Origin of the sequence: Stenomitos frigidus ULC18 (assembly GCF_003003795.1) — a bacterium.
GTDB lineage: Bacteria > Cyanobacteriota > Cyanobacteriia > Leptolyngbyales > Leptolyngbyaceae > Stenomitos > Stenomitos frigidus_A.
In genome coordinates this window covers 1-25,156 of sequence record NZ_PVWK01000025.1, presented here as the reverse complement: position 1 = coordinate 25,156, position 25,156 = coordinate 1, and the positions used below count along the sequence as shown (strand labels likewise).

The following is a 25,156-nucleotide window of genomic DNA, read 5'->3' as shown; positions in this document are numbered from 1 at the left end:
AACAGCGATTGCTTCCAAGTGTTCTTGAACTTAGTGAGTGAGCGCTACAAGGACAGCATCGTGATTATGCAAGTCGAGCAGGCTGGGGCACACCGCGCCAAACGCTTGCAGATGCCGACCAACATCATCTTGCTGTTTCAGCCATCGCACTCCCCAGAAACCAATCCCATTGAGCGTGTGTGGCAGCATTTCAAATTAGGGTTGCGCTGGCAGTTGCCGAAGAACCTCGATGCGTTGCGGTTGTTGATGCGAGCGCGGTTAGAAGCGATGACTAAGGAAGTAATTGCTTCCATTGTAGGATAGCACTCTATTTTAGAGGCACTATCTGTAGCCGGTCTTTAGAGAATTGGTATTACTCGTCAACGGATAGTAGTACGACGCCTCTAGCTCCCTTTGCTGCCCTCCATCATGCGCTGATATGCCAGAAACGATGGGGTTTGGGTGAAGAACACGCTAAACGCACTTAAAGCGGCGTCTTTCATCCCGTGGAAGGTATTCTTGCCAGTGCCTTTGTCCGGTAATGCTGACAGCACGTGGCCGAAATAAATCACGATTGTGTCAAACCATCCCCACTCTCTCAACAGTTCTAGCTCTCTTGCCTCATGCAGATGTCCTGCTAATACAGACATTTCGGGAGCTTGAACAGCTATTTTTTCCTAAAATGAGAATTGCTGTTAACCTGGCACTAGATTGTTAGTGAATGATGATCGCTAGAAACGTGCTCCGGTATGGCTCTATAACTATAAACTTTTGTCGATCGCTTAGAAGATGATTGAAACATATAGAAAGCCTCCTCACTATGACGGAAGCTTATCTGTGATAGAAATCTGGGTTCATGGTGCGAAACCTGCTAAAACGAGTTTTCAATCACGGACGGGTGACGCCAAGAGCGAGGGCTTTTCAAATGGCCTCTCAGCCTTCCAGTAGATTTCGGTAAATTTTTTGAACTAACCGAATATACTCGCCCAGATCCGCCATAAAGTTACGGATTTGTTCAGGTGCGTCTAAAGAACGATCGACGCTCAAAGGAAGATGATTAAGCTCCTCTTCATAAAATGCTAGTTCTCCTTCCCACGTAATGATATGTACCTGTAAAAAAGTGACGAGTTGACGATAATCGTCTAATTTTTCTGCACTTAAATTGATTGGCTTTTCCAGGATCCTGCTCGATTGCGCATCAATCAAATGTTCGATGTGCAGCACCATTTCCCTAAATTCGGTTAAACGAGTTTTGATCAGAGAAACATCCGCTAATTCTGCTAAATGGCTGAGCGACTCGTTGAGACGATTGATTCGATCTTCAATTTGTGTGAAGCAATCTTCTCCACCATCCGATAGTAGGCTTAAGCAGCAGGCTTGAACAAGCTGAACGTATTGTGTCACCTGAGTGCTGTATGCGTGAAGGCTATTGTTTATTAAAGCAACCTGCTGCGGCACCAGAGACGATTGCTTTAGCAGGAAGTAATAATCGCGAATGCTGGCTCTAAACGAGTCAATGTGATCTACCCACAGTTGTAACCACTGCTCTGGATCAGGAATCAAGGCTCCGAGATGTGGGGACGCTTCTAAAGCCTCTTCCAGTATATTGATGGTTTCTTCGAGTACATTAACAACAGTTTTAAGTTTACGAATATTTCTGCGACTTTCTAAAAAAGAGCTTTCGGTGTTAGGCATCGGTTAGTAAATGCATCGTTTATACAGTTACCCTGTTGCACTGCAAAAACAAAAGCCGCAGTGCCGAAAATCGCCTGTTAAAAGGCATCTGCGCTGCGTGATAGCTTGGCCTGAGATTCAGTACAGTGGCCGTTCGAATCGGCTGAGAGAGGATTCCCTGGAGAAGACGTCTCCATGAAATCCACAGGGTAATGCTACAACTACATCAAACGGATACACGTGAGCGAAATCACTGCTCAGTGATGATCGATACAACCATGCTGTCAAATAAAATCATGGCGATGTGAACGGCTGCGGCTCAGAACAGCTTTGAACCTATCGTCGGAGCATCTTTTTGAAGCTGCAACTTAAGGGTATAAGCTTCTTTTTGTGCTTCTAAAGCTAAAGTCTGACACTGCTCGATCGTTGCTTGTAAATCCCTACAGTGCTGTTTCTCGGTAGTCAATAGCTGGTTGGGCAGCCTTGAAAGTTGCCGATAGAGAATTTTGCTGATGCGCTCCTTCTCTGGATCAAGGATCGCTGAAACGCCAGCATCAACTTCATCACAAAGACGATCAACATGCATGAACCATTGAGCGATCGGTTTAATCTGTATTTCCAGGCGTTTCTCTATTTGTGCAAGGCTTCGGTTCAGTTCATTCAGAGAGAGATTAACGTCATCTGAGCGGTTCTCCATAATGCTATTGCCTGATAAATTTTAAGCTTAACAACCCTAAAAAATTGACTCTTAATGCATTAAAAGTAGTGCTGATCAGTAAGGAGGCGCAATGATTTATAGAATGGATAAAGCCGTTCCGAAGTACTCGATCCGACAGACTAGAAAGCTAATAGCGTAACCGATGCGGGAGTTGGTTTACGTCCCTCAACCCAATCGGCATCTATTTTGTATTTAATTCCACCCATCGCCTTCGGAGCTCTGGATTGGCGGTTGGCTTTTGGCATGCTGTTAATAACTCATGTCTATGAGTCTACTTCTCATTATTCAAAGTGGTTTATCCGATCCCATAAGAGCAGATGTACTGCCAAACATAGGCTGAGCGACATATAGTCATTAACTTATAAGCAGCCTTATAAGACCTTCAGCTCTAAACAAGAAAGTACGAATGTATTTGTCTCTACAAATTGAGTTTGTTACATGTTAGGGAAGCAACTTGCCGTAACACTATAACTCACAGCCGTCAAACAGTTACTAATTATTAAGTTTCACGTATGGAGAAATTTAGCAACTGCTGTAACAGGAACTCGCAGTAAGTATGGCCAGATTTAGCACTGTACATCGATCGGGATGTTGACCAATGTGCAGTACAAAAGGTTCCAGCGTTCGCTGCTTGAGAACAAGCGAGCTGTCAGCCTGAGCGGTACTTACAAAGCAGAAAACTGAGTCGTTCGAGTAGGGGTACTCGATGTGCTTGATGGTTACTTGATAGTGCTTGAAAAATACAGGAACAAGAGTATTCAAAGATACTCTAAGACCTTAAATATCGATGTTGCCTTGGCTCATTCTTTGCGTTGATAGTGCTTAAAATCGACTTGTGACGCTAAGTTGTTAGGCTGTTAGAGTGAACAAAAAATGTTGAACGCAAATGGACGGGTTTCTCAATCTCAATAAACCGTCAGGGTTCACCTCCCATGACTGCGTTGCTAAAATGCGGCGGTTGCTACAGATGAAGCGGGTAGGGCATGCTGGCACACTTGACCCTGCTGCGATCGGAGTCTTGCCGATCGCGCTGGGTCGAGCCACTCGCCTACTGCAGTTTTTGCGCCAGGACAAGGCGTATCGAGCAACGGTGCGGTTAGGTGTGAGTACAACAACGGATGATTTAGAAGGCGAAGTACTCCTGGCTCAGCCTGTTGCTGGGCTTAGCTTCGCCGTAGTGCAAGCGGCCTTGCAACAGTTTCAAGGTTCCATTCAGCAGGTGCCGCCGAACTACAGCGCCATTCAGGTTAAGGGGAAGCGTCTGTATGATTTAGCGCGAGCTGGTGAAACGATCGCCGTACAACCCCGTAGGGTCAAAGTTTTTAGCATTGAGGTGCTGGCTTGGCGATCGGGGGAGTTTCCTGAACTCGATCTGGCGATCGCCTGTGGCCCTGGCACGTACATTCGGTCGATCGCGCGCGATCTGGGCAATGCGTTGAAAACAGGGGGCACTCTTGCAAGCCTCACACGTACATCTAGTAGCGGTTTTGACCTGGCAAAAAGTCTCACCTTTGATGCGGTAGAAGCACAGATGTCTCAAGAGACGTTTCAACCCTTGGAACCCGTCCTAGCTTTAACCCACTTAAGCCCAATTACCTTACCTGCAGCGATCGCCAAGCGCTGGTGTCAGGGGCAACGCATTGCCATTTATCCCACGGCTGCTGGTCGCTGGGAAGGGTTGGAAGATGCGGAAACAGGGAAACCTAAGGATGCCGATAGTACCCAAATCTATGCTGTCGAACCGCTTCAGCAACCGTTGCGCGTTCACCATGAAGAGGGTCACTTTCTGGGCATTGGTAAGCCAACCGATACCGAAGTGGGCATTATCCTACTACCTCAGATGGTCTTTGAAGCTTAATAGCGTTCCGTTGAACAGTTGTCACTAACCTCAGTAACCTTGATGACGACGACAGGATCTTTAAGGCAATCTGTTCTAACAAGGGTTTTGCCCTTTACCTGCATCATAACAACCCTCTTTTCCTCAACTTAGCTAGCGCATCTTCAGCCGCTTGTTTTTCGGCATCCTTCTTGCTACGACCTTTTCCTTCACCGTAAAGTTTTTCGTCTACATAAACCTTAGAGAGAAATTCTGGAGCATGATCTGCTCCTCCTAGTTTCTCAGTGACATACTTTGGAGGAGTCGCAGCCCCATTTGCCTGCGCGAATTCCTGGAACTTATTTTTTGAGTCTATATTTGAGCGAACGACCATAATGCCTTCAGGCACAGAGTCAAATAGTTGTTCTACTAAAGGACGTAGCGCTTCAATATTCCGATTGTTATCTAAATAGTAAGCTCCAATAACTGCTTCAAAAGTGCTGCTAAGAAGATTCGGGTTTTGATAACCGCCTTCACGAATTGCACCTTGCCCTAGGCGCATTCTGAAATCTAATCCAACTTCCACAGCAAATCTCGCTAATTGTTTTTCGTCTACAAGTGCCGATCGTCGTCGGGTCATTTCGTCTTCCCCCATTTCAGGATGACGCTGATAAAGGTATTCACCACTTATGAAAGTGAGAACTGCATCACCAAGAAACTCCAAACGTTCATTATCTCCACCATCTCCAGGATTTTCGTTGATGTACGAGCGGTGAGTTAGCGATCGACGTAGAAGTTTCTCATCATTAAACATCAAGAGTTTGTGCATTTCTTCCTCGTTGCATTGACTGAAAACTAATTTAGAAACGTCGGGGAAAGTAAAGCCTAAGGCTTGAAGGCTCAGAGATCTTTCTAAATTCTCGCTAACAGAGATTTAGGAAGATCTGCTGAATCCTTAGCTATTTCAAGAAAGACATTTGACCTGTCTTAGGCGAAAACAATCGTTGAGGTGGAAAGAGGCTATTCCCACGAGAGTTATTGCAGGGGAAACAAGCTAGTCGTAGATTCTCTAGGGAATCTGAGCCACCTCGACTTTTGGGTTTTACGTGGTCAAGGGTCAGCTCTTCTAGGGGCAGTTTACACCTACACCAAAAACATTCAGAACCAAACTCGCAGCCCAATTGAGCTTTCTTAGATTGTCTTTGCTTTGAGTTCATGTTGGATTTCCTTTGCTATGTTTGGTAGCATCGGAATATCAGGCATGAGCAATAAAGCCCTCATAGGTGAGGAATATTACTAATCTGTTACCTGCTGGTAAACGTCTCAAGCGCACTATCTCTAAGCCTTACACCAGTACATATCTAGTATGCTGAATAGCGTTCACCTAAAATGAAATCCCTCATCTCGAATAAATGCTAAACCAGAATACTGGGTATGCATCGATCTAAGAATTAGAGATAGTGCCCATGAGACGAACATCTAGGTATTGATATTCGTCTGCATAGCTAAATAAAAACATAGCCCACTCTAATTGTCAAGACTGGAAACGCAAGATTCTTTTTAATCAAATCTGACTCAGATTATCTACTTTCGTCTTCACAAATAACCTGGAGAGCGAATGAAAGCGTTACTTAAAAGCGACAAAGAATGAACGGGGGCACAGCATTGCTATGCCCTTACGTTTAGTGAATGCACTTAACCGACCAGTGTCTTGACTTTAGCGATGATGCTGTCGGGGTCAAGTCCTTGATGGGGATACTGTTCCCATAGACCGCCGGAACCTTCTTTATGGGTGCCAAGGTGGGCATATTTGGGGGTCAAGCCACGCTCTAGCAGCCAGGTGCCGTAGCGGCTGCCCAGACCCGTTTTGCGGTTGAAGGCTTCGACGACCAGGACGAAGGGAGATGCGCCGATTTTGGCGATCGTCGCTTCGTCTACCACATTGAGAGTTGGCTTGTTAATCAAACCAACGTCAATGCCTTCCTGCTTCAGACGATAAACGGCGTCCAGTGCGCGATACAAGCCATCACCAAAACTGACAATGTAGCCAGCGGTGCCTTCTCGCACCACTTCATCTTTGCCAGAGACGAAGGTATAGCCCGCGCCATACAGATCGTTACCGCTAGCATCGAGGATGTTGGGTGTTTTAGAACGCGTGGAGAAGATGAAGCGGAGTCCCGGATCGTTGAACACGCCTGAGACAACCGCTTTCATCTGACTGGCATCGGCAGGGAAATAAAGGCGGGTTTCGTAACCATCATCCAGCCCGTTGTCGGCGAAGAAGTTGTTGATACCGAAGTGGCAGGTGTTGTCTGCCATATCATCAATGCCAGAGTGGGAGAAGTGGCAGAGCAGGTTTGAGTAGTTGAGCCGTGCCATCGTGATTTCCGAGATGCACATCTCTAAGAAGGCGGCGAAAGTGGCGAAAATGCCCTGCTTGCCTTTTTCCATGCCAAAACCAGCCGCAGCAGAAATGTTACCCCGCTCCATGATGCCAGAGGGGATAAAGACTTCAGGATGAGCATCGTGGATTTTCTTCAGACCGCAGGAACCTTCGAGGTCACTGTCAATCACAATGACCTTGGCTTTGCGATCGGCTTCGCTCATACCATCCAGCACCGCGTTAACCGCATCACCAAACACATTACGGTTGGAGTCCCACTTATCACCTGCACCGATGAATTTGTAGGGATTCTTGGGTGCCTCGATCGCCTTCAAGAAATCTACGGCAGCAGTCAAGCCGCGTTTTTCCAGATACGCGAGCGCCAGTTTGACAGAAATGACATCGTGCCCGTGAGTAGACCCTTCTAGCCCTTCAATACCGACCGACATCGGGCGTTTGTTGACCACTGCGATCGGCCCTGGTGTGGTAATGGCTTCTACAATCCGAGCGTAGAGATCGTCCAGGTCTTCGCCATTGCCTTCTAGCACCTTAAGCCCATGCCCTGCTAGCGTTTTAGCAACGGTGAAGCCAGGGAGGTATTTGGACGGGTGACCCGCGATCGTCACATCATTGTCGTCAATGATCAGCTTCACATTGAGGTGCTGCGCGACTGCCAGACGAGCCGCTTCGGCATCATTGCCTTCTTGTTGTGACCCATCCGAACCCAGGCAGAAAACGGCCTTGCCAGGGTTTGCCATTGCCACGCCGTTCACATAGGGCCACATGTGACCCAAACGACCAGAGCTAAATTTCACGCCCGGAGTCAAACCCAGTTCTGGATGCCCCGGTAAGTGAGAATTGGCTTCCCGATAGTGAGTCAGCTGCTCCGCAGGCAGATCACCGTTCAACGTTGCCAGCAGGTACTGGGTCGCCACGCGATGTCCGGCTTCATCAAAGAAGATGGGCACGAACTGGTCGGGTGTACCCCGAAAGAGTGCATCCAGAATCACCACTTCTGGCACCGTGTCATAAGGGCCACCGGTATGACCGCCCACCCCTCTTGCCGCACCCGTTGCTGTGAAAAAGATAATTGCGTCACGGCAAAGCTGGATATTCGCTTTAAGGTCTGCTCGCTGCTCAGCGGTCAGAGTTTTGTTGGCGGGGTCAAGCGTTAAGCGCTTATAAGCCCCAAGGTCGATCGGAAAGCGAGTAGTCGTTGTCGTCATGGCTTAGATCCTGAATAGGGCAATGTGAGGTACGCTGACACGAAGCTCTGAAGGGTTCAATAGTGAGACTTTAAAACTATCGATCGCTACTCAAGGAGATTTCTAGCAAACAAAATACTCATAGGAGCAGGTTTAGCAACAAGGCTAGCAGCTGAATGTAAAGTCTCTGGTCAAACCTACCCCTACCAAACGGTAAATTTTTTCTTGAAATGCTCCCACAGACTAACGATATTTCTTAAAGGCCAGAGTGACGTTGTGTCCACCGAAGCCAAAAGAGTTTGATAAGGCTACGTCTACTATCTGCTCCCGGCTGTGATGGGGCACGTAGTCCAGATCACAATCAGGATCGGGATTTTCGAGATTGATGGTCGGCGGTACGCGATCGCTCGTCACTGCCATGACCGCAGCGACCGCTTCAATACCACCAGAACCTCCCAATAGGTGCCCGGTCATCGACTTGGTGGAGCTAACGGTAATCTTATAAGCGTGGTCGCCCAGCGCTTTTTTCATCGCCGCCGTTTCCGTCGAATCATTCGCTGGCGTGCTGGTGCCGTGAGCATTGATATAGCTAACTTGTTCGGGCGTCAGGTGAGCATCTTTCAGCGCCAGTGAAATTGCTCTTGCCGCACCTTCACCACCCGGAACCGGCGACGTAATGTGATACGCATCGCATGTCGCCCCATAGCCAACCATTTCGGCATAGATGCGAGCGCCCCGTGCCATGGCATGCTCCAATTCCTCAAGAATCAGAATACCGCTGCCTTCGCCTAAGACAAAACCATCGCGACCGCTGTCAAACGGACGGCTGGCATGAGCGGGGTCATCATTGCGGGTTGACATTGCCTTGCAAGCCGCAAAACCAGCGACCGAAAGAGGCGTGACTGCAGCCTCGGTGCCACCACAAATCATGGCTTGAGCGTAGCCATTTTGCACCAGCCGGAAAGCGTCGCCGATCGCATTGGAACCAGCGGCACAGGCCGTTACCGAACAGGAATTAGGCCCTTTCGCGCCCGTGTGAATCGCCGTCAGCCCAGCGGCCATATTGGCAATCATCATCGGAATCATGAAGGGGCTACAGCGATCGGGCCCCTTCGTGAGATAAATTTCTTGCTGATCTTCCAGTACTTTCAGCCCACCAATACCAGTACCGATTAAAACGCCCACCTGCTCTGCATTCAAATCGTTGATGACAAACTGGGCATCAGCAAGCGCTTGCTTACTGGCAGACACACCGAACTGGGCAAACCGATCCATGCGCTTTGCTTCTTTTCGTTCCATATAGGCGTGTGGGTCAAACCCTTTCACCTCGCCCGCCATCCGGCAATCATGCCGAAAGGCGTCAAACAGCGTGATCGGACCAATCCCATTACGTCCGCTCAATAACCCTTCCCAGTATTCTGCGAGGGTGTTTCCAATTGGTGTAATCGCGCCGAGTCCTGTGACTACAACGCGCTTACGTTCGATAGTTGTCATGGCTTCAACGTTAGGGGTCGACACCCAGAATGCAGAACTCAGATAAACACAAGACTAAAAGCAACAGGCGGGCGGTGAGCAATCAGCCTCTCACGATAATCATCGTGTTGATGATCGCGTTGATGTCCGATCGCTGACTGCCGCTTACCAATTGCTTCTGTTAAGCCGATGCCGCTACCTTATTGTTGATGTAATCTACGGCTGACTGCACAGTGGCAATTTCTTCCGCTGCTTCGTCAGGAATTTCGACATCGAATTCTTCTTCAAGCGCCATCACGAGCTCAACGGTGTCGAGCGAATCAGCTCCTAAATCGTTAGCAAAGCTGGCTTCTGGCTTCACTTCGCTGACATCAACACCTAGCTGTTCAGCCACAATTTTCTGGACTTTATCAAAAATTTCTGTCTCGGTCATAAACTTCCTCAATCAATGCAGCGGCAGTGGTTATGCTGTAAAAGCTGTCTGAATGCCTGACATTCGGCAACGCGAGCGATCGAACGCTTATGTTGCCGATGCAGACCATTACAAACATTCCCTGATCTTATCTGAAAGCGCGATCGACCGAATCATTAACAGACGGTTTCCTAAGCGATCGCGCAACAATAAGTACAAACTACAGGTTACAGGAAAGAGGGACGTAGCGGAAACGTCCCATCAGCTCTTGCTCTTGCTGCTTCTCCGTTAGTAGTCCCAATGCTTTGTAAGCAGGAGTGTTGAGCGCTTGACGACTTCTTCTAAAAAAACTTGTGTTGCATGATACTCAGTAACTCCAACGGCAAGGCTAAAGCACAGGTGCCGTTCCTCTAGAAAAAGGGGATGATAGGGAAGAAATTGCACAAAACCTGGTCAGAGGTCGTTGGAGAAGCTGGCAAGCTAACCGCTGATCCTAACCCTCGATCGCCTGTACCCCGTACCCTAACGCATGATGCCATCGTCCACTCTGTCCCCGTCCATTCTCAAATATGCCTACTTCCCAGGGTGTGTTGCTCAGGGAGCCTGTCGAGAACTGTATCAATCGACGCAAGCGCTGACCCAGGCATTAGGTATCGAGCTCGTTGAACTCAAAAAAGCCTCTTGCTGTGGTTCTGGCACCTTTAAGGAAGATTCACAGTTTTTAGAAGATACGGTCAACGCTCGCAATATTGCACTGGCAGAGTCGCTGAACCTGCCGCTACTCACGCATTGCAGTACGTGTCAGGGCGTCATTGGGCATGTCGATGAGCGGTTAAAGGAGCGGCAAACGAGCGATCCTGCTTATGTTGATCAGATTAACGGACTCCTCAAAAAAGAAGGTTGCTCGCCCTACAAAGGCAGCACAGAGGTCAAGCACTTGCTTTGGGCGATCGTCGGCGATTACGGTCTCGATGCCCTCGCTCAAAAAGTAACCCATAAGCTGACCGGGCTAAAGTGCGCTGCCTTCTACGGCTGCTATCTGCTACGTGCCCAAGATCATCTGCCCTACGACGATCCCTACAATCCACAGTCAATGGAGAATGTGTTTCGCGCGATCGGAGCGACACCCGTTGATTATCGTGGACGCACTCAATGCTGTGGCTGGCCCCTCTCCAGCTATGCCACTGATCAGTCCTTCAAGATGGCAGGCATGCACATTCAGGAGGCGATCGCGCAGGGTGCAGATTGTATCGTGACGCCTTGCCCACTCTGTCACTTAAATCTGGATTCTCGCCAACCCGAAGTCGAAAAAGTGATTGGGCAAAAGCTAGGGCTTCCTGTCCTTCACTTACCTCAACTGATCTCACTAGCGCTAGGCGTTGACCCCAAAGAGCTGGGACTCGATCGGCATATTGTTTCAACGCGATCGGTTCTGGATCGGTTGGGAGTGTAGTGAGGCGTCAGCGGTCAGCGGTCAGCGGTCAGCGGTCAGCGGTCAGCGGTCAGCGGTCAGCGGTCAGCGGTCAGCGGTCAGACGGATGATAATGCCTGTGTGATTGCGAACTCAGCCGAGGTAAAGAAGCTGATAGCTGATAGCTGATAGCTGATAGCTCTTTTCTTCAACTTGCCTCCAACTGTTTCTGCCATGCGAGCCGGGCGGCCCCGACGATGCCTGCCTGGTTGCCTAACTCTGCTCGCAGCAGTTGTAACCCTGCACGTGAACTGGGCATGACCCGTTGCTCAAGTTCGGCTTGCAGGGCGGGAAAAAATAGATCGGCACTGGCGCTGACCCCGCCACCGATGACGATCGCCTCCGGTGTCAGCACATAGACCAAACTGGCGAGTCCAATACCCAGATCGCGCCCGTAGTCTTGCCAAAAGGCGATCGCGTTGGCATCACCGGCGATCGCTAGAGCACTGAGCGCATCTGGCTCCAGACCTGTGCGTCGCCGAATGGCTTGCACCGAGGCGTACTGCTCTAGAGAACCCCGATTGCCGCTTTTGCAAGGAGGGCCGTCTGGGTTCAGCGTAATCAAGCCTAGCTCACCTGCAGACCCGTGGTGTCCGGTAAACAGCTTGCCGTCTAAAATGATGGCGCCACCGACTCCAGTGCCTAGCGTCAGTAAGATCAGATGACGATACCAGCGTCCGGCACCGAGCCAGGCTTCGCCCATCCCAGCACAATTGGCATCGTTGGCCAATACGGTTGGTCGATCGGTCTTGGCTTCGAGCCAGTCTGCTAAGGGGATATCGTGCCAACCTTCGAGATTAATGGCAACCCGCGCAATCCGTCCGGTGGCATCGGTCGGACCAGGCGTACCAACGCCGATCGCGACTGCCTGTTGCTCTGGGTCAATCTGGGCGATCGCGTCTACCATAGCAACCAGGACGGCATCAGGAGCGGCTGGATGCGGTGTGGGCACAGTCAGCGCTTGCAAGCAATGACCATCCTGGTTAAAGCGCCCTAATTTAATCGCACTGCCGCCCAGATCAATCCCCAAAACCTGCCCTAATGTTTGGGTATGCAGGTTTATTTCAGCAGCAACAGCATCAATAGACATAGGAATTTACAAGATTTTAAGAAGAAGGCAGGAGGCAGAGGGCAGAGGGATCTGGGGAAGGTGAGGAGCCGGGAAAAGTGAGGAACTGGGGAAGGTGAGGGGCTGGCATCCCTCATTCTTCATCTCTCTCTTCCAACTCAAAACTCTTTAGCGAAGTGGCGCAAAGCGCTACTCAAAACTTTCCTTCCTCATCCCTCCTAACAACAATCACAGCAGCTAGTCAGCAATTCTAAAGGAATTTAGGAAGGTTTTGAATTCACGAGCGGCTTTCTGGTAGCTCGCTTGCTTCTCTACCAGGGCTGCTTGAGGAATTTCACCATCTTTAAACTGCTTTTGGGCCAAGGCCAATTCCAGCTTTTTGATCTCGTAATCTTGCTTTTTCAGTGTTCCTGTGACAGACCCTATCCATTCATGAGCGCTGGTTTGAGTTTTTAGACTAACGCCACCAATCGCGCCGGGTCGCTTGCCTGCCGTTGTCGGGTTCGTCGCTATACGAATGTCTGCCAGGAGCTGATCGATTTGTTTCACGCGATCGAGAGAACTGTCTACTGAGAAACGTCGCTTTAGCGTCTCGCGTGTATCAGCTTCAGAATGGCTAGGGCGATCGAGTAGCGCCTCAACCGCATCAGCCGTAGTGGTTGCATTCGCAAGTGGCTTAGAGGCAGACAGCGGTGACAGCAACGGCGCTAGTGCGTCAGCTATGGGTTCGGCATCAATGGCTTGTTGGGCTGTGGAATGTAACAAACCAATGACAACGAGTACCAGCGTCATGCAACTAGCCGTGACCAGGAGAGAAGCTTTGAGTCTCATCAGAATCTGGATGGTAGGATGCAGCAAAAACAGCCTGTAAACGCTCCTTCTCGCGGGGAGACGCTGACTAATGCGGTTCCATCATGAGCAGCGGGTTGTCATGAATACGTAGTTGCACCTAGAGTCATTGTCAACGCAATCAGACTCATTGCAAATAATTATTTAGCATTTATTCAACAATGAATCGGCAGATTCAATGATGATTACGGGATCAACTGCCCCACTGCCTGCTGGTAGAAACGTTCAAGTGCCTCAATGCAAGCAGTATCGTCATACAAAGCGGCATGGCGATCGCGCATCTGTGCCACAATCTGCTGCCTCCAAATTGGCTCTTGTCCGAGCCGGACAGCGATGGCAATATACTCTGCTTCGGTTTGCGCGATTGTGTCCGTCACGCCCAGCGCTTTTAAGATCCCGTAAGAGTGGCGACCCCGCATCAAGTCACCAGGACAGGTCACGATCGGTAGGTCGCAGGCAATCGCCTCCAGGGTTGTATGACCACCCGACCAGCCCAAGCTATCCAGAAAAATGTCCGATCGCTGATTTAAGTCCCAGTAATCTGCCTGCCCTTGCGGTGGCAACATGACGCAATAGGGCTCACTGTCCAAACCAAACGCCGCAAAGGCTTTTTGCAGACGCTGTTTGAATTGGTCTTGCACATATGCGCTAGTGGGACGCGCAATAAAAACAAACTGGGCTTGAGGTATTTGTTGAGCGATCGCAGCGAAAAGATAGTCATGCTGTGGCAACAGCTTGCACAAAAGCTGGCAGGCTAAATACACCACAGCATCCTCGCGTAGCCCAAAGTCAGCTCGCGTTTTCGTAGGAGCTAGAATGACAGGTTTGGCATAGGAAAGGCCAATGTTTGGCAACTGAATCAAGGTTTCTGAGTAGTGATCTTGAGCGGCGTCTGGCTCCATCAACGCACTGGATAAAAAGTAGTCCACAGTGGGCAAGCCAGAGGTGATTGGATGCGCCCAGGTCGTACATTGCACTGGTGCTAAGCGCAGAGATGCTAATTGGGTCATGAGCCCCTGCATGCCGAGATCAAAGAAGACGAGAATGTGCAGTTTGTTGGCAATAATTTGTTCGCAAATCGCCTCTAAAGGCAGCGGGATTTGATAGAAGACATCGCTATGAGCACGATACTCCTGCGTGAGTTGGTCAGCGCAATCTCTAATGTTGTAGCTGAAAAGCTCAAATTTGTCGGAGGTGTGATGCCGTAGCCAGCCAAGCATGAGTTTGCCGACCGTGTGCTCCCACAGACAGCCAGAAACGTAGCCGACGCGAATCTTTTCACCGGGCTGGAGTGGCGTTAACGGTAATCGTTGGCTCCATTTGGGATAGTTGGCAGCCATGATTTTGTGCACAAAGTCCCCGTACCGTTCTTGCAGTTCACGGTCATTCTGCCCCTGATACGACAGCAAAAAGTTGGTGTTCTGCCCAATAGCATCCAAAGCCGTTTTAGACTGTTCAACGGTTACTAACGTTGTCTGTCTAACTAAGGTATCCAGTGCCTGAGCGTAGCGCTTTCGGTACCATGAAATCTCTTCAGGCGTTTGATAGATCAGGGGCAGTAAACGCTGTTGCTCCAGCTTAAAGCCAAGATGATCGGGGAATAATTGCGTTGCTTCAGTAAGGACTTGAACCGCTTCTTGCAGCTTGCCAATACTGTGTAGATCTAGCACTAAAGCAAGATAGAAGCTAGGTTCATGAGGAAAGTGGGTTAGACCCTGACGATCGCGCTCGATCGCAGCCTCCAATTGATCCAGATTGCGATAACAGGTGGCTAAGGTTTGGTAAACGCTCACGTCTCCTGCCTGGCGATCGAGGATCGATTGATACTGTGCTGCTGCCGCCGGATAGTTTTGTTGTTGATAAAACCGCTTGCCCAGGAAAAGTGCTGCCTGTATAGGGTCTTGTTTTAGTGTGTGAGCAAACGCCAGGTTCTCAAGCACTGCGGCGTCATGAGGATTGTCTTGAAGCACGGTCTGATAAGCCGCGATCGCCTCATCCAGCTTGTTTTGTGCGAGTAAGGCATTGCCCCAGTTTAAGTAAGTCCCTGCATGGTGAGGGTTGATGGCGATCGCTTGCTGATAGTACAAGGCGGCCTGGTGTGCATCGCCATGCTCAAGGATCAAGTTCCCCAGGTTGTTGTAAACATCAATGAACGTGCTGTCGAACGCGATCGCTTTTTGATAGGCACGGGCAGCCGCTGTGATGTCTCCCAATTTTGCAAGCACCAACCCAAGACTGCAGTGATACAGTGCTGTCGTCGGTTGGAGGCCGATCGCACGGGATAACGCGTTGGCTGCATCATGGTGGCGCTCCATCAGGTAATACACCAACCCCAGTTCATGCCAACTGCTTGCCCGTTGGTCATCGTGCTGTAAAACGGCTATAATCGTTTGCTCTGCTTCTGTTAGCCTTCCTGCAGCCCTGAGTTTGGTGGCTTCTTGCTCCAGGGTATCCTCTGTCTTTGCCGGAGCTGCCGCCGCCACTGGAGTCATAGCATAAAGTGCCTGGATTAAGCCTGGTTTACGGACTTGCTGTAAAGTCGCCCACGCAGGCGAATGGGTTGCCTGAGCATCCCAACTTAAGATCTGTATCCCATTCCAAAAAGAACAACTGGACATTTGCTCATAGGTTCTGGCTGGCGTTGGCAGATCCAACAGCAGTTGGCACTGGGGATGAGCCGCAATAAAGTCCCAGTTGGCTTGCTGGACGGCATCCCAATTGCTGTCATCGACAATAATCAGCGCCCGATCGGCCAGAAAGGGTTTGACCAGCAGCAAGCCCATCAACTGCGATCGGTAGTCGTGGGCACCATCGTAGAGATAGACACCAATCCGATCGCTGCTTTCGAGTGCTCGCAGATCGGCGAAGAAGGACTCAAAATCTTGTTCACAGAAAAAAACCTGCTCCTCTAAAGCAAAAGCAGCTAGATTTTGCATCAATTTCGTTCGATTCTCGCCACCAAAATCAAACTCTGAAAAATTGTCGATCGCATAGGCCATGCGATTGGGGTGGTTAAGTAAAGCCCCTATCAACGTAGAGCCTTGAAAACAACCCACCTCGCAATAGACTTCACCCGGTTCCATACAGGCGACCGCAAAATTTAACAATTGCAGCACATTAGCTGTCGTCATGCCCTGAAGCTGCTGCAGTGCTGTCTGAAAATGTATGGCCTTGGGCTTGACTAATTCGCTGCCCCATTGGTGATACAGATGCGGTAACTGCTGAATAAACCGTTGATAGTCCATTGGTTCAGTCCTACTTGACGTTGGTAGTATGCCCGTTTCGCGGCAGCCTGCACCGATTCGCTGCTTCGGTAAACGCCACAGCACCACGGCAAAGCGCTTTTGCGAAACCGAACATTTTAAAGACGAGTACAAACGTTCGGGGTATTAACTGTTTGTACTGTGGCTATTGCTGCCATTTTTTGATAGGAGAGGCGGTATAGTAGGCTATGTTAGCTTTACGTCAGCTTTATTGACTGCAATGCTTGATATTGCTGTTAATCTCCAGAACTTGGGGGGACATGGCATTGATTCATCCTGAAACTATTCTCACTGACCCACTTAAGCTGATTGTTCAACCCCATGATTTGAAAACGGTTCATGCCCTTGACGCAATGGGGTTTCAGCCATTGCCACTGGTACCACAGTTGGTTTATTTGGTGACCACACGCAGTCAGCTTGCAGAGACCTTTTTGGGGCTGAGTGAGACGCTTTCAGAAGTAAGCCAATTGCATTCGCGCTACTGTCTGACGCGATCGCCGTTGGATTCGAAAGCGTTGCTGGTGGAGTTTCTCAGTGCTCAGCCGCTTAACACAATTACCGAGTCAGCGCGATATGCCTGGTTTTTACAGGTGCTCGCAAAGCAAAGCTTTTTCTTTAAATATCAGCCAATTTTTGATTTGCAGCGCGGTCATGTCACGGCCTATGAGTGTCTGGCACGAGCCCGCTGTGAGCAGGGACGTTCCTTTAGTGGGCAACAGCTCATTGACGCGGCACAGTCACTCAAACTGATGCGAGAATTTGATGACACCGCGCGCGTGGTCTGTATCGAGGCGATCGCGCAATTACGGTCAACGCAGGCGCTTCGCTTCCCTGATGCAGAACCCCCCACGTTCTTTATTAACGTCCTGCCGAACACCATTATTCACGACCCTAACGCCTTTGAGCAAACCTTTCAACAAGCGATCGATTTGGGTTTACGGCCGCAGCAGATCGTGTTTGAGCTAACCGAGGTCGAATCCTTACTGCATAGCTCAGAGTTGCACCGTATGATCAGCCTTTTACGCGAATGGGGCTTTCGGTTTGCCGTTGATGACCTGTGCGGCAATGTTTCGGCTGACCACTACTTTATGGAATTCCAACCAGATGTGATTAAGATCGATCGCCAACTGGTGTCGGGATGTGGGCAGCATCCGCTCAAGCAAGTTTTGCTCAAGAGTTTGCTGCAGTCGGCACATGAGCTAAACATTGAGGTGCTGGCAGAAGGGCTGGAGACAATTACTGATATCGAATTTTGCCGCACCATTGGTATTGACTATGGACAAGGCTTTGGCCTAGCCTTGCCAGAACGCACTTTGCAAACAAAGCCATTGAATTTACTCAAGTTTGCCCAGGTTTCCTGACCGATGTCTTACTCGATCGCCCAGCTCAACGAGATGAAGCAGGCTGACTTTGTAGCCGCTCTGGGAGCGGTTTTTGAAGATACGCCTGCGATCGCTCAAGAAGCCTGGACGCAACGCCCGTTTACCGATTGGACGGACTTACAGCAAGCCATGGTTGATGTCGTCAACGTGATGACTGAGGCTGAACAGTTGGCACTGATCCGGGCGCATCCCGATTTGGGTAGCAAAGCAAAAATGGCAGAGGCGTCGGTGCAAGAACAAGCCGGTGTCGGCCTCGATCGTCTTACGCCCAAAGAATACGATCGCTTTCAGACGCTAAACCAGGCCTACAAAGCGAAGTTTGACTTTCCCTTCATTGTGGCGGTTAAAAACCACACCAAAACCAGCATTCTGGAGGCGTTCGATCGCCGCTTGCACAATACACCCACTGCGGAAGTAAAGCAGGCAATAGACGAAATTACCCAGATTGCCGCCTTCCGCCTCGCCGCCTTAGTCACTGACGCTTAAGCGGCAAAAAGAAAAGACCCAGCAGCCCCCTGCCAGGTCTCAGACCGTTTGTACTTGACGTACCTGATCTATGCTTTCAAGATACTCGCCAAGCGCGATCGCGCCCTTCCTCTACAAAGGCGATGGGGGCAGGTGATTCTGGGGTCACCCTGTTGGCTTAAGCACAGCTCATTGGGCCTCGTAGAGAGGCCGCTAGCCGATCCGCATTTAGTCGAACTCTGGCGACCATAAATCGTTCACTTGCACGTCCCAGCCGGGCAGCAGATCAGGAATCGTCAGCGTGTCGCCGTCATGCAGTGTTGTGGGTGCTTGCGTCGATCGCCGCACCTCGACCCACCGTTGTTCCGGGTTAATGAGGATGCCAACTTTCGTACCTAGGCTTAAAAAGGTATCAATCTTTTCTCGCAGTTTTGCAAGGCTGTCAGTAGGGGACTTCACTTCCACCATCAAATCAGGAGCCAATTCAGCAAAGCTGCGGGGACTTTTACGCAACCGCTCTGCCTGCACAAACGAAACGTCAGGCGCACGAGTATCAGCATTCGGCAACGTAAAGCCGGCGCTGGAACCCGTCACTCGTCCTAACTTACGCGGTCTAACCCAGTTTCGTAGCTGTGCACTGAATTCAGAGGCAACCTCGTCCGACTCGTAGCCTGATGGACTCATGACAATAATTTCCCCATCAACTAACTCCAGACGGTGGTCAGGGATTTGTGCTTGTAGCGTCTCAAGGTCTTTAACGGTGAGAGTCATACTGCCTCCAAGGAAACTTGAGTGACTGCAATCTTGCCATTCGCTTCACGACAGAAGAAGATAATCTGAATTAACGGTTCCCAAGACTGATGGCTGCAACCCTTACAGCTATTTAGTCATCACGACGATCGTCTTCAAAGCGCACTTGATACAAGCCAGTCGTTCATCCATTCTAGAAGAACTCCATGCCAGAACACTATCCACGCGACATGGTGGGCTACGGTCGCCATACTCCCGATCCCAAATGGCACCAGCAAGCGCGGGTTGCTGTGCAGTTTGTCATCAACTACGAAGAAGGCGGCGAAACCTGCATTCTGCATGGCGATGATGCCTCAGAAACCTTTCTTTCTGAGATTGTGGGAGCGGTGCCGCTCCACGGCATTCGACACATGAATATGGAGTCGTGCTACGAATATGGCAGCCGATCGGGCTTTTGGCGACTGCACCGCATATTCACACAACGAGGCATTCCAGTGACGGTCTACGGTGTGGCAATGGCGCTGGAGCGGAACCCTGAAGCCGTTGCTGCCATGCTCGAAGCTGATTGGGAAATTGCCAGCCACGGCTATCGCTGGATTGATTACAAGTATTTTGGCGAGGCGGCCGAACGAGACCATTTACAGAAGGCGATCGCGCTGCATACTCAGGTCACGGGCAGTCGTCCCCTTGGTTGGTACACAGGCAGAACCAGTCCTCACACCCGTCGCCTGGTCGCTGAAGAAGGCAACTTTCTCTATGATGCCGATAGCTACGGCGATGACTTACCTTACTGGGTACACGACTACGGCAAACCACATCTGGTCATTCCCTATACGCTAGACAACAACGACATGCGGTTTGCCAGCATCCAGGGCTTCAACTCGGGCGATCAGTTCTTTGCCTACCTGCGGGATGCCTTCGACGTGCTCTATGCTGAAGGCGACACGGCACCCAAAATGATGAGCGTCGGGCTCCATTGCCGTCTCGTTGGGCGACCGGGACGCGCTGCTTCTCTGGCAAGATTTTTGGACTATGTGCAGCAGCACGATCGCGTTTGGCTTTGTCGCCGCCTTGATATTGCTCGCCATTGGCATGAGCATCATCAGCCCCAAAGTGCCTCTTCAGGACGGAAGGGGGAGTTGCTTGACCATCAAGTATGGCAGTGACTTTGGTTTTATCGGGCTTTAGATCGTTAAACCAGAGTATCGCGGTCAAGGCTATGGAATGCAGCTTTGGCAAGCCGCGCTCGATACTGTTCTTTGCGACCACCATGAAACATCGCTTACTGGTTTTTTTGAGCGATCGCACACCCAACTGCAAGCCCTCAGCGAGAATTGTAGTCGTCACTTTTACGGCTTTAAGGGCGTTGCCTCGAAAGGCAGCTTTGACTGCTTCAGGTCGATTTGAGGCGCTAACTCGTAGACATTTCGGTAGCCGTAGTTGTAGAGCGCAATGTAGGTTGAGAGGTTGAGAGCGGCAGCAGGTGCTTTGGTAGGAAACGGTGCCTCAGCATTGATGAAGTTGTTGTTGCAATAGATGAGAATTCGAGTTTTTTGATCGGGCAGTGTGCGCTTGAGGCTTTCCACTGTGATATCCGGGAAACTCAGATTGATGGCTCCCTTAACGTGCAAAAGATCGTACTTTTCGCGGCTACGGGCATCCAGGACGATCGTGCCAGGTTCGCGGCTGATACGGATAAAGTCGGCCTCAGAGAGCCGACGGGTCTCTCGATGCTTGGCCGCTGCATACGAAACGCGGAGATACCCGTCCATGTCGATCGCAGGATTCGCAGCAGGCTTGGGTGCTGCCATGATGCCATCGGACAGAACGACGCAGAAGAGCAGCGCGATTGCGAACGGTTTCATACAGTGTCTCCGAAGTAGGGAAAAAGCGCCCACTCCATAGCACACTGCAAACCGAGGCGGCTGCTGGCTGCCGAGAGGGCTACTTGAGCTTAACAAGCCAACGATATAAAAAAAGCTGCTAAAACCGTGTAAAAGCTTGTGTAGTAGAGGTTGGGCGATGATTGGACTGGTTTTTTCGATCGCACCCAAAACCGATGAAGGGAGTGATTGTATAGCCATACTGGTTAGGACGGGGTGCAGGGGTGGAACCCCTGGCTGGGGGCACGCCCCCACGCCCCCTTTGATCCCAATGTCCCAAGCTTCATGACAACAGCTATACATTCGCTTTGCTAGTCATGTTGCGGTAGCGATCGCTGTCACAAAAGCACGGCCAGTAAACAGCCCAAACGCACCCATGCCATTGAGGTCTTTTGGTCAGCCGTAAGGCCAAGCAGTGTATCAAACGGGGTGTAATGGCTCCCGGCACAGCGATTCGGACACCGTCCGACCCGTCGTCGCCACTCTACCCATCCGACTAAGGTCAGCCTCTGGCGACGTACAAAGCCCTTGCTCTCTAAGCGACTCATACCAGAGATTCTTAACGGCTCAACTTGGTTTGTAGATCGGCGAGGTGAATGCCCATCAGGTTTGGTAGAACAATATCAGCAGAATCAACGCGATCGGCTGGCCCTAATCCAATCGTCCACATACCACCAGCGATCGCGGCGGCAATGCCAGCAGCCGCATCTTCCACCACCACACAGTGGGCAGGGTCGAGACCTAACTGATGCGCGGCGTAGAGAAAGAGGTCTGGGGCGGGTTTCGGGTGTTCAACGCTGTAGCCATCCGCGATCGCATCCACATGATCGGCAAGTCCTAACTTCTCAATGACGGTTTTGGCATTCTTGCTGGCAGAGCCGATCGCGATTTTTATCCCTGCTTGTCGGATTTCTGCCAACAGATTCAACGCTCCTGGCAAGACATCCTTGTCCGTGATGGTTTGGATCGATTCCACATAGTAGCGGTTCTTGCGATCCATCATCTTTTGCAGTTCTAGCTCTGAATAAGCATGACTGCCGACGATCAGCAGCAGCGATTCGCGTCGAGAGACACCCCGTAGCGCTTCATTTGCTTGGCGATCGAAGGGCAGATGTTCTTCGTCAGCCAATTGCTGCCACGCCCGATAATGCCATTCAGCCGTGTCGGTTAACACGCCATCAAGGTCAAAGATGAAGCCCTGAATGTTTGGTGTATGAGAATCTGAGGGTACGAAATCGAAGCTGTGGCAGGTGCCGTGCCAATGTAGCTTGAATTGGAGGCGACTCCAGGTGGGCGGAAGGTGAGGCGTGGCGACGGGCCCACTGTTCTTAAGTTGAATGCCGCCAAAACCAAACACCACTGCTTGCCAGACGCCGCCTGCGGAAGCCGCATGAATGCCGTCGGCTGTGTTCCCGCGATTATCGTCGAGATCGACCATCGCAGCCTGCATAAACTGCTGGTAGGCTGCTGCCGGGGCACCCAGATCGGCGGCAAGAATCGCGTGAATGGCTGAAGTCAGGGATGATCCATAGGTGCTGTCGGTGCGAGGAGCGTAGTAGTCCCAGTTTTTTTGCAGCACATCATGGCTATAGGGAGCGGCTTGCACGCCTCGCATCAGGTAAAGAAGCATCAGCACGTCGGGTTGCTTGAGTACCTGCCGCTGATTCGTTTCGTCCATACCGAGGACGGCTTGAATGGAGCGATCGCGGGGTTCGTAGTCTGTCAAGTCGATATCCTTGAGCTGGAAAAAGCCCTCGAACTGCTCGATCAGCCCGGTTTCAGCATTGTAAGGAATGTAGATCTGGGCGATCGCTGCCTGCCAGCTCAACAATTGCGCGGGTGTGAGTTGCAGCCGTTGAGCCAGTACCGCCGCTTGATTGGGAAACGTGCGCTGCAACCACTCGTAGACGGCCACAGCCGTTTCGAGATGCCACTGCACCATGCGATTGGTGAACGCATTATTCGGCACCTGCTCGTGGTATTCATCGGCTCCAATCACCCCACACAGTTCATATCGTGTTTGCTGCGGATGCCATTCCAGCCGACTCATCCAAAAGCGGGCAGTGTCGAGGATGATTTCAGCGCCGTAGTCACGTAGCCAGAGATCGTCACCCGTTACCTGCCAGTATTGCCAGACGGCATAGGCAATATCGGCACTCAGATGAATTTCGCGATCGCGACACCAGATGCGTACTGCTTCCGCATAAGGATCAGTCGGCATCGATGATCGCGGGGTTACCTCATCACCCGTAGCAGCGCTTTCCCAGGGAAACATCGCCCCCTGATACCTACTATGGGAGGCTTTCCGCCGTGCGCCTTCCAGGGCGTGATAGCGGTAGGTCAGCAAGCTACGGGCGATCGCGGGTTGCGTCAAGGTGAAAAAGGGCAGGATGAAAATTTCGGTATCCCAGAAAATGTGCCCCCGATAGCCAAACCCCGACAGTGTTTTAGCGGGAATGCTGACCCGATCGTTCTGCGGGGAGGCACTGATGATGAGTTGAAACAGGTTGTAGCGCACGGCCAACTGAGCCATGCGATCGCCCTCAATGACGATATCGCTGTGCTGCCAAACTGCCTCCCACGCCTGCTGATGAGCCTTGAGCAGCAGCGCATAGGAAGGCAGGGCAAGCAGTTTGTCTTGAGCCGCCTGCACGGGTCGTTCCGTCTCCTGGGACGTAAACACCGTCACGACCTTTTCCACGCTGATGGTTTGCCCCGCTGCCGCCATGAAGGTGGTCGTCAAGGTGTGATAGCCAGGAGGACTCGCCACCTGGAAGGATGCCTCGGTGCCGATTACAGCGATTTTAGCTGCCATGACGAGTTCAATGTGGGAAGTGCGGGTACACACCTGTAGCCAAATTCCCTGCTCTATTCCCTGTTCAAGCTCGCCTTGATCGAGCTGCTCCCAGTGGTCAAAGCCTTGATTTTCGGGATACCCATTGAGGCTGGATTGTACCTCGATTTTCCAGGGAAACGGCTCCGCCAACCTGCCGCTGCCATCGATCGAGGTAATCTGGCAGCGCAATCCCAACATATGTCGATCGGCTAAACTGGCAAACCGCTCAAACCGGAACTCTAAGGTTTTACCCGTGGGGCTACGCCAGCGCACGAAGCGGCTCAGCACCCCAGCATGTAAATCGAGCTGCCGTTCGTAGTGGAGAATGTCGCCGCGATCGAGCCGAAAGCGCTCTCCGTTGATGATGATGACCAACGACAGCCAGTCAGGGCAATTTGCCAGCTCGGTATAGATGACGGGCACATCGTCGTAGACTCCACTGATTAAGGTGGCTGGTAATGCCTGTGGGTAGCCTTCTTCAAAGCTGCCCCGCGTGCCTAAATACCCGTTGCCGATCGTAAAGATGGTTTCTCTAGTCCGCAACAGTACTGGGTCAAAGTACGGTTCGGTCAGTGTCCAGTCTGTGTAAAGCAACGCACGAGAGTGGACTGTGGTGTTCATTCAGTTGAGGAGTGAAGGGGTGGAGGCAGACACTCTACACTCTCTGGTTTAGCAGTCTCACGCTCGTTTGCAACCCTCTCTTTGACCCATTCCTCAGCTTCATTGCTCACAGTGAGTAACGTTTTAAGACGTTCTCATCCAAATCAACCAATTCAACCCTTCACCTAGACATGACTTCAACCATCGCCATGCAATCTTGAGGCTGGTAATGCTCCTTACGAATCCATTGTTCTTTATCAGTAATGGGAATCGGCCTCTTGCTTTGTTTCCATCAATCGACAGCGTTCATGATCGTGCAAGCGGGCGATCGTCATTAAGTAATCACATCAATACTGTCTGTTTTACAGCGGTTTTTAGATCAGTAAGCCACAGGCTTGTGGCTTTGGGTGTCGGGTTTTGGGTGTCGGGTATGGTTAATCCAAATGAAAACGGCTGTAACAACTACAGGGGACTCTCATGAATGCATTTTCACTGCTGCAAACAACGGTCTGCTGGTGGGTAGAAGTCTCTCTTTCTGCGCCTCAGCACACGTATCACCTTGGCCCGTTTAAGAGTCGCGAAGAGGCAAAACGTTCTAGAGGTGCTCATGTGGACACGTTGTTTCATCAGGAAACGAGAGACATTGTTGCCTTGATCAAGCAGCGTTAAACGCACAGTTCTCAGGCAAAGAGTCATGCTGCTGAACGTAGTGCGATCGCCTGCCTCGTCGCTTGGGTTGAAGCATGTAGCTTGCTTCCTGCAGGGTAACCCAACATTCAAGCCACGCTAAAGTTAGTAGGTGTTGGCTTTCGCTGGAGACGATCGGGCATGGATAAACAGCTTGACGGTGCTCAACCCAACCTTGTATCTTGAGGCTTAGGTAACCCGTCCCAACCTGGGTAGAAAAAACCGCTTTGTAGCTTGGGTG

24 protein-coding genes and 1 pseudogene are annotated in these 25,156 nt (G+C 50.8%); 9 read left to right on the top strand and 16 right to left on the bottom strand.

The window, feature by feature from the left end; translation table 11 throughout:
* On the top strand, positions 1–303 hold a 303-nt coding region (locus tag C7B82_RS05065), incomplete at its 5' end, for a transposase (RefSeq protein WP_181357352.1).
* A gap of 86 nt (positions 304–389) precedes the next feature.
* On the opposite strand, the pseudogene C7B82_RS34980 reads toward C7B82_RS05065, so the two are convergent.
* The 3 genes and pseudogenes from C7B82_RS34980 to C7B82_RS05050 all read right to left on the bottom strand — a co-directional run.
* Positions 390–629, bottom strand: a pseudogene (locus tag C7B82_RS34980) (hypothetical protein); the annotation flags it as partial.
* Positions 630–912: 283 nt separating this feature from the next.
* Positions 913–1,674: a hypothetical protein gene (locus C7B82_RS05055; protein ID WP_106255222.1), complete on the bottom strand. Its 762-nt coding sequence runs from the start codon at positions 1,672–1,674 to the stop codon at positions 913–915.
* A 298-nt stretch (positions 1,675–1,972) separates the two neighbouring features.
* Complete coding sequence (locus tag C7B82_RS05050) at positions 1,973–2,350, bottom strand: hypothetical protein (RefSeq protein WP_106255221.1); 378 nt, start codon at positions 2,348–2,350, stop codon at positions 1,973–1,975.
* 907 nt (positions 2,351–3,257) lie between these two features.
* On the opposite strand from C7B82_RS05050, the gene truB reads away from it, so the two are divergent.
* Entirely contained in the window at positions 3,258–4,229 is a 972-nt protein-coding gene (gene truB / locus C7B82_RS05045) for a tRNA pseudouridine(55) synthase TruB (RefSeq protein ID WP_106255220.1), read from the top strand.
* Positions 4,230–4,332: 103 nt separating this feature from the next.
* On the opposite strand, the gene rnc is transcribed toward truB, so the two are convergent.
* From rnc to acpP, 5 genes are all read right to left on the bottom strand, one after another.
* The gene (rnc, locus tag C7B82_RS05040) at positions 4,333–5,016 is read right to left on the bottom strand and encodes a ribonuclease III (protein WP_106255219.1); all 684 of its coding nucleotides are present in this window, start codon (positions 5,014–5,016) and stop codon (positions 4,333–4,335) included.
* A gap of 130 nt (positions 5,017–5,146) precedes the next feature.
* Positions 5,147–5,404, bottom strand: a complete 258-nt coding sequence (locus C7B82_RS05035; RefSeq protein ID WP_106255218.1) for an HNH endonuclease — start codon at positions 5,402–5,404, stop codon at positions 5,147–5,149.
* Between the two features lie 478 nt (positions 5,405–5,882).
* Complete coding sequence (locus C7B82_RS05030; RefSeq protein ID WP_106255217.1) at positions 5,883–7,796, bottom strand: transketolase C-terminal domain-containing protein; 1,914 nt, start codon at positions 7,794–7,796, stop codon at positions 5,883–5,885.
* A 222-nt stretch (positions 7,797–8,018) separates the two neighbouring features.
* Positions 8,019–9,269 (bottom strand): beta-ketoacyl-ACP synthase II, encoded by a 1,251-nt coding sequence (gene fabF, locus C7B82_RS05025; protein WP_106255216.1) that lies wholly within the window; start codon positions 9,267–9,269, stop codon positions 8,019–8,021.
* Positions 9,270–9,429: 160 nt separating this feature from the next.
* Positions 9,430–9,681: an acyl carrier protein gene (gene acpP, locus C7B82_RS05020; protein WP_106255215.1), complete on the bottom strand. Its 252-nt coding sequence runs from the start codon at positions 9,679–9,681 to the stop codon at positions 9,430–9,432.
* Between the two features lie 52 nt (positions 9,682–9,733).
* Here acpP and C7B82_RS31320 point away from each other — a divergent pair, with 52 nt between their 5' ends.
* A complete protein-coding gene (locus C7B82_RS31320; protein WP_146141057.1) occupies positions 9,734–9,952 on the top strand; it encodes a hypothetical protein in 219 nt (72 codons plus the stop codon).
* A gap of 240 nt (positions 9,953–10,192) precedes the next feature.
* Entirely contained in the window at positions 10,193–11,113 is a 921-nt protein-coding gene (locus tag C7B82_RS05015) for a CoB--CoM heterodisulfide reductase iron-sulfur subunit B family protein (protein WP_106255224.1), read from the top strand.
* Positions 11,114–11,279: 166 nt separating this feature from the next.
* Here the strand turns inward: C7B82_RS05015 and C7B82_RS05010 are convergent, their stop codons facing one another.
* The 3 genes from C7B82_RS05010 to C7B82_RS05000 form a co-directional block, all read right to left on the bottom strand.
* Positions 11,280–12,221: an ROK family protein gene (locus C7B82_RS05010; RefSeq protein ID WP_106255214.1), complete on the bottom strand. Its 942-nt coding sequence runs from the start codon at positions 12,219–12,221 to the stop codon at positions 11,280–11,282.
* Between the two features lie 216 nt (positions 12,222–12,437).
* Positions 12,438–13,031 carry a hypothetical protein gene (locus C7B82_RS05005; protein ID WP_146141056.1) on the bottom strand — a complete coding sequence of 198 codons (594 nt, stop codon included), beginning with the start codon at positions 13,029–13,031 and terminating at the stop codon, positions 12,438–12,440.
* Between the two features lie 203 nt (positions 13,032–13,234).
* Positions 13,235–16,294 (bottom strand): O-linked N-acetylglucosamine transferase family protein, encoded by a 3,060-nt coding sequence (locus tag C7B82_RS05000; protein ID WP_106255212.1) that lies wholly within the window; start codon positions 16,292–16,294, stop codon positions 13,235–13,237.
* Between the two features lie 278 nt (positions 16,295–16,572).
* Here C7B82_RS05000 and C7B82_RS04995 point away from each other — a divergent pair, with 278 nt between their 5' ends.
* Both C7B82_RS04995 and uraD read left to right on the top strand, forming a co-directional pair.
* A complete protein-coding gene (locus C7B82_RS04995) occupies positions 16,573–17,673 on the top strand; it encodes an EAL domain-containing protein (RefSeq protein WP_106255211.1) in 1,101 nt (366 codons plus the stop codon).
* A gap of 3 nt (positions 17,674–17,676) precedes the next feature.
* Entirely contained in the window at positions 17,677–18,180 is a 504-nt protein-coding gene (gene uraD / locus C7B82_RS04990) for a 2-oxo-4-hydroxy-4-carboxy-5-ureidoimidazoline decarboxylase (RefSeq protein ID WP_106255210.1), read from the top strand.
* Positions 18,181–18,387: 207 nt separating this feature from the next.
* On the opposite strand, the gene C7B82_RS04985 is transcribed toward uraD, so the two are convergent.
* Complete coding sequence (locus C7B82_RS04985) at positions 18,388–18,930, bottom strand: Uma2 family endonuclease (RefSeq protein WP_106255209.1); 543 nt, start codon at positions 18,928–18,930, stop codon at positions 18,388–18,390.
* Between the two features lie 185 nt (positions 18,931–19,115).
* On the opposite strand from C7B82_RS04985, the gene puuE reads away from it, so the two are divergent.
* The gene (puuE, locus tag C7B82_RS04980; protein WP_106255208.1) at positions 19,116–20,075 is read left to right on the top strand and encodes an allantoinase PuuE; all 960 of its coding nucleotides are present in this window, start codon (positions 19,116–19,118) and stop codon (positions 20,073–20,075) included.
* Between the two features lie 22 nt (positions 20,076–20,097).
* Positions 20,098–20,316: a GNAT family N-acetyltransferase gene (locus C7B82_RS34975; protein WP_422632149.1), complete on the top strand. Its 219-nt coding sequence runs from the start codon at positions 20,098–20,100 to the stop codon at positions 20,314–20,316.
* Here the strand turns inward: C7B82_RS34975 and C7B82_RS04970 are convergent.
* The 3 genes from C7B82_RS04970 to pgmB all read right to left on the bottom strand — a co-directional run bounded on the left by C7B82_RS04970 (position 20,259) and on the right by pgmB (position 24,249).
* Positions 20,259–20,774, bottom strand: a complete 516-nt coding sequence (locus C7B82_RS04970) for a rhodanese-like domain-containing protein (RefSeq protein WP_106255207.1) — start codon at positions 20,772–20,774, stop codon at positions 20,259–20,261. The two genes, C7B82_RS34975 and C7B82_RS04970, sit on opposite strands and share 58 nt — an antisense overlap.
* Before the next feature lie 356 nt (positions 20,775–21,130).
* Positions 21,131–21,340: a hypothetical protein gene (locus C7B82_RS31315; RefSeq protein ID WP_146141055.1), complete on the bottom strand. Its 210-nt coding sequence runs from the start codon at positions 21,338–21,340 to the stop codon at positions 21,131–21,133.
* An 11-nt stretch (positions 21,341–21,351) separates the two neighbouring features.
* On the bottom strand, positions 21,352–24,249 hold the full coding sequence (gene pgmB, locus C7B82_RS04965; protein ID WP_106255206.1) for a beta-phosphoglucomutase: 2,898 nt from the start codon (positions 24,247–24,249) through the stop codon (positions 21,352–21,354).
* Between the two features lie 456 nt (positions 24,250–24,705).
* Between pgmB and C7B82_RS04960 the strand changes: the two genes are divergently transcribed.
* Positions 24,706–24,897, top strand: a complete 192-nt coding sequence (locus C7B82_RS04960) for a DUF1816 domain-containing protein (protein ID WP_106255205.1) — start codon at positions 24,706–24,708, stop codon at positions 24,895–24,897.
* On the opposite strand, the gene C7B82_RS33010 is transcribed toward C7B82_RS04960, so the two are convergent.
* Positions 24,884–25,156 (bottom strand): hypothetical protein (locus C7B82_RS33010; protein WP_219904026.1); only part of this gene is annotated, 273 nt, incomplete at its 5' end. The genes C7B82_RS04960 and C7B82_RS33010 overlap by 14 nt on opposite strands.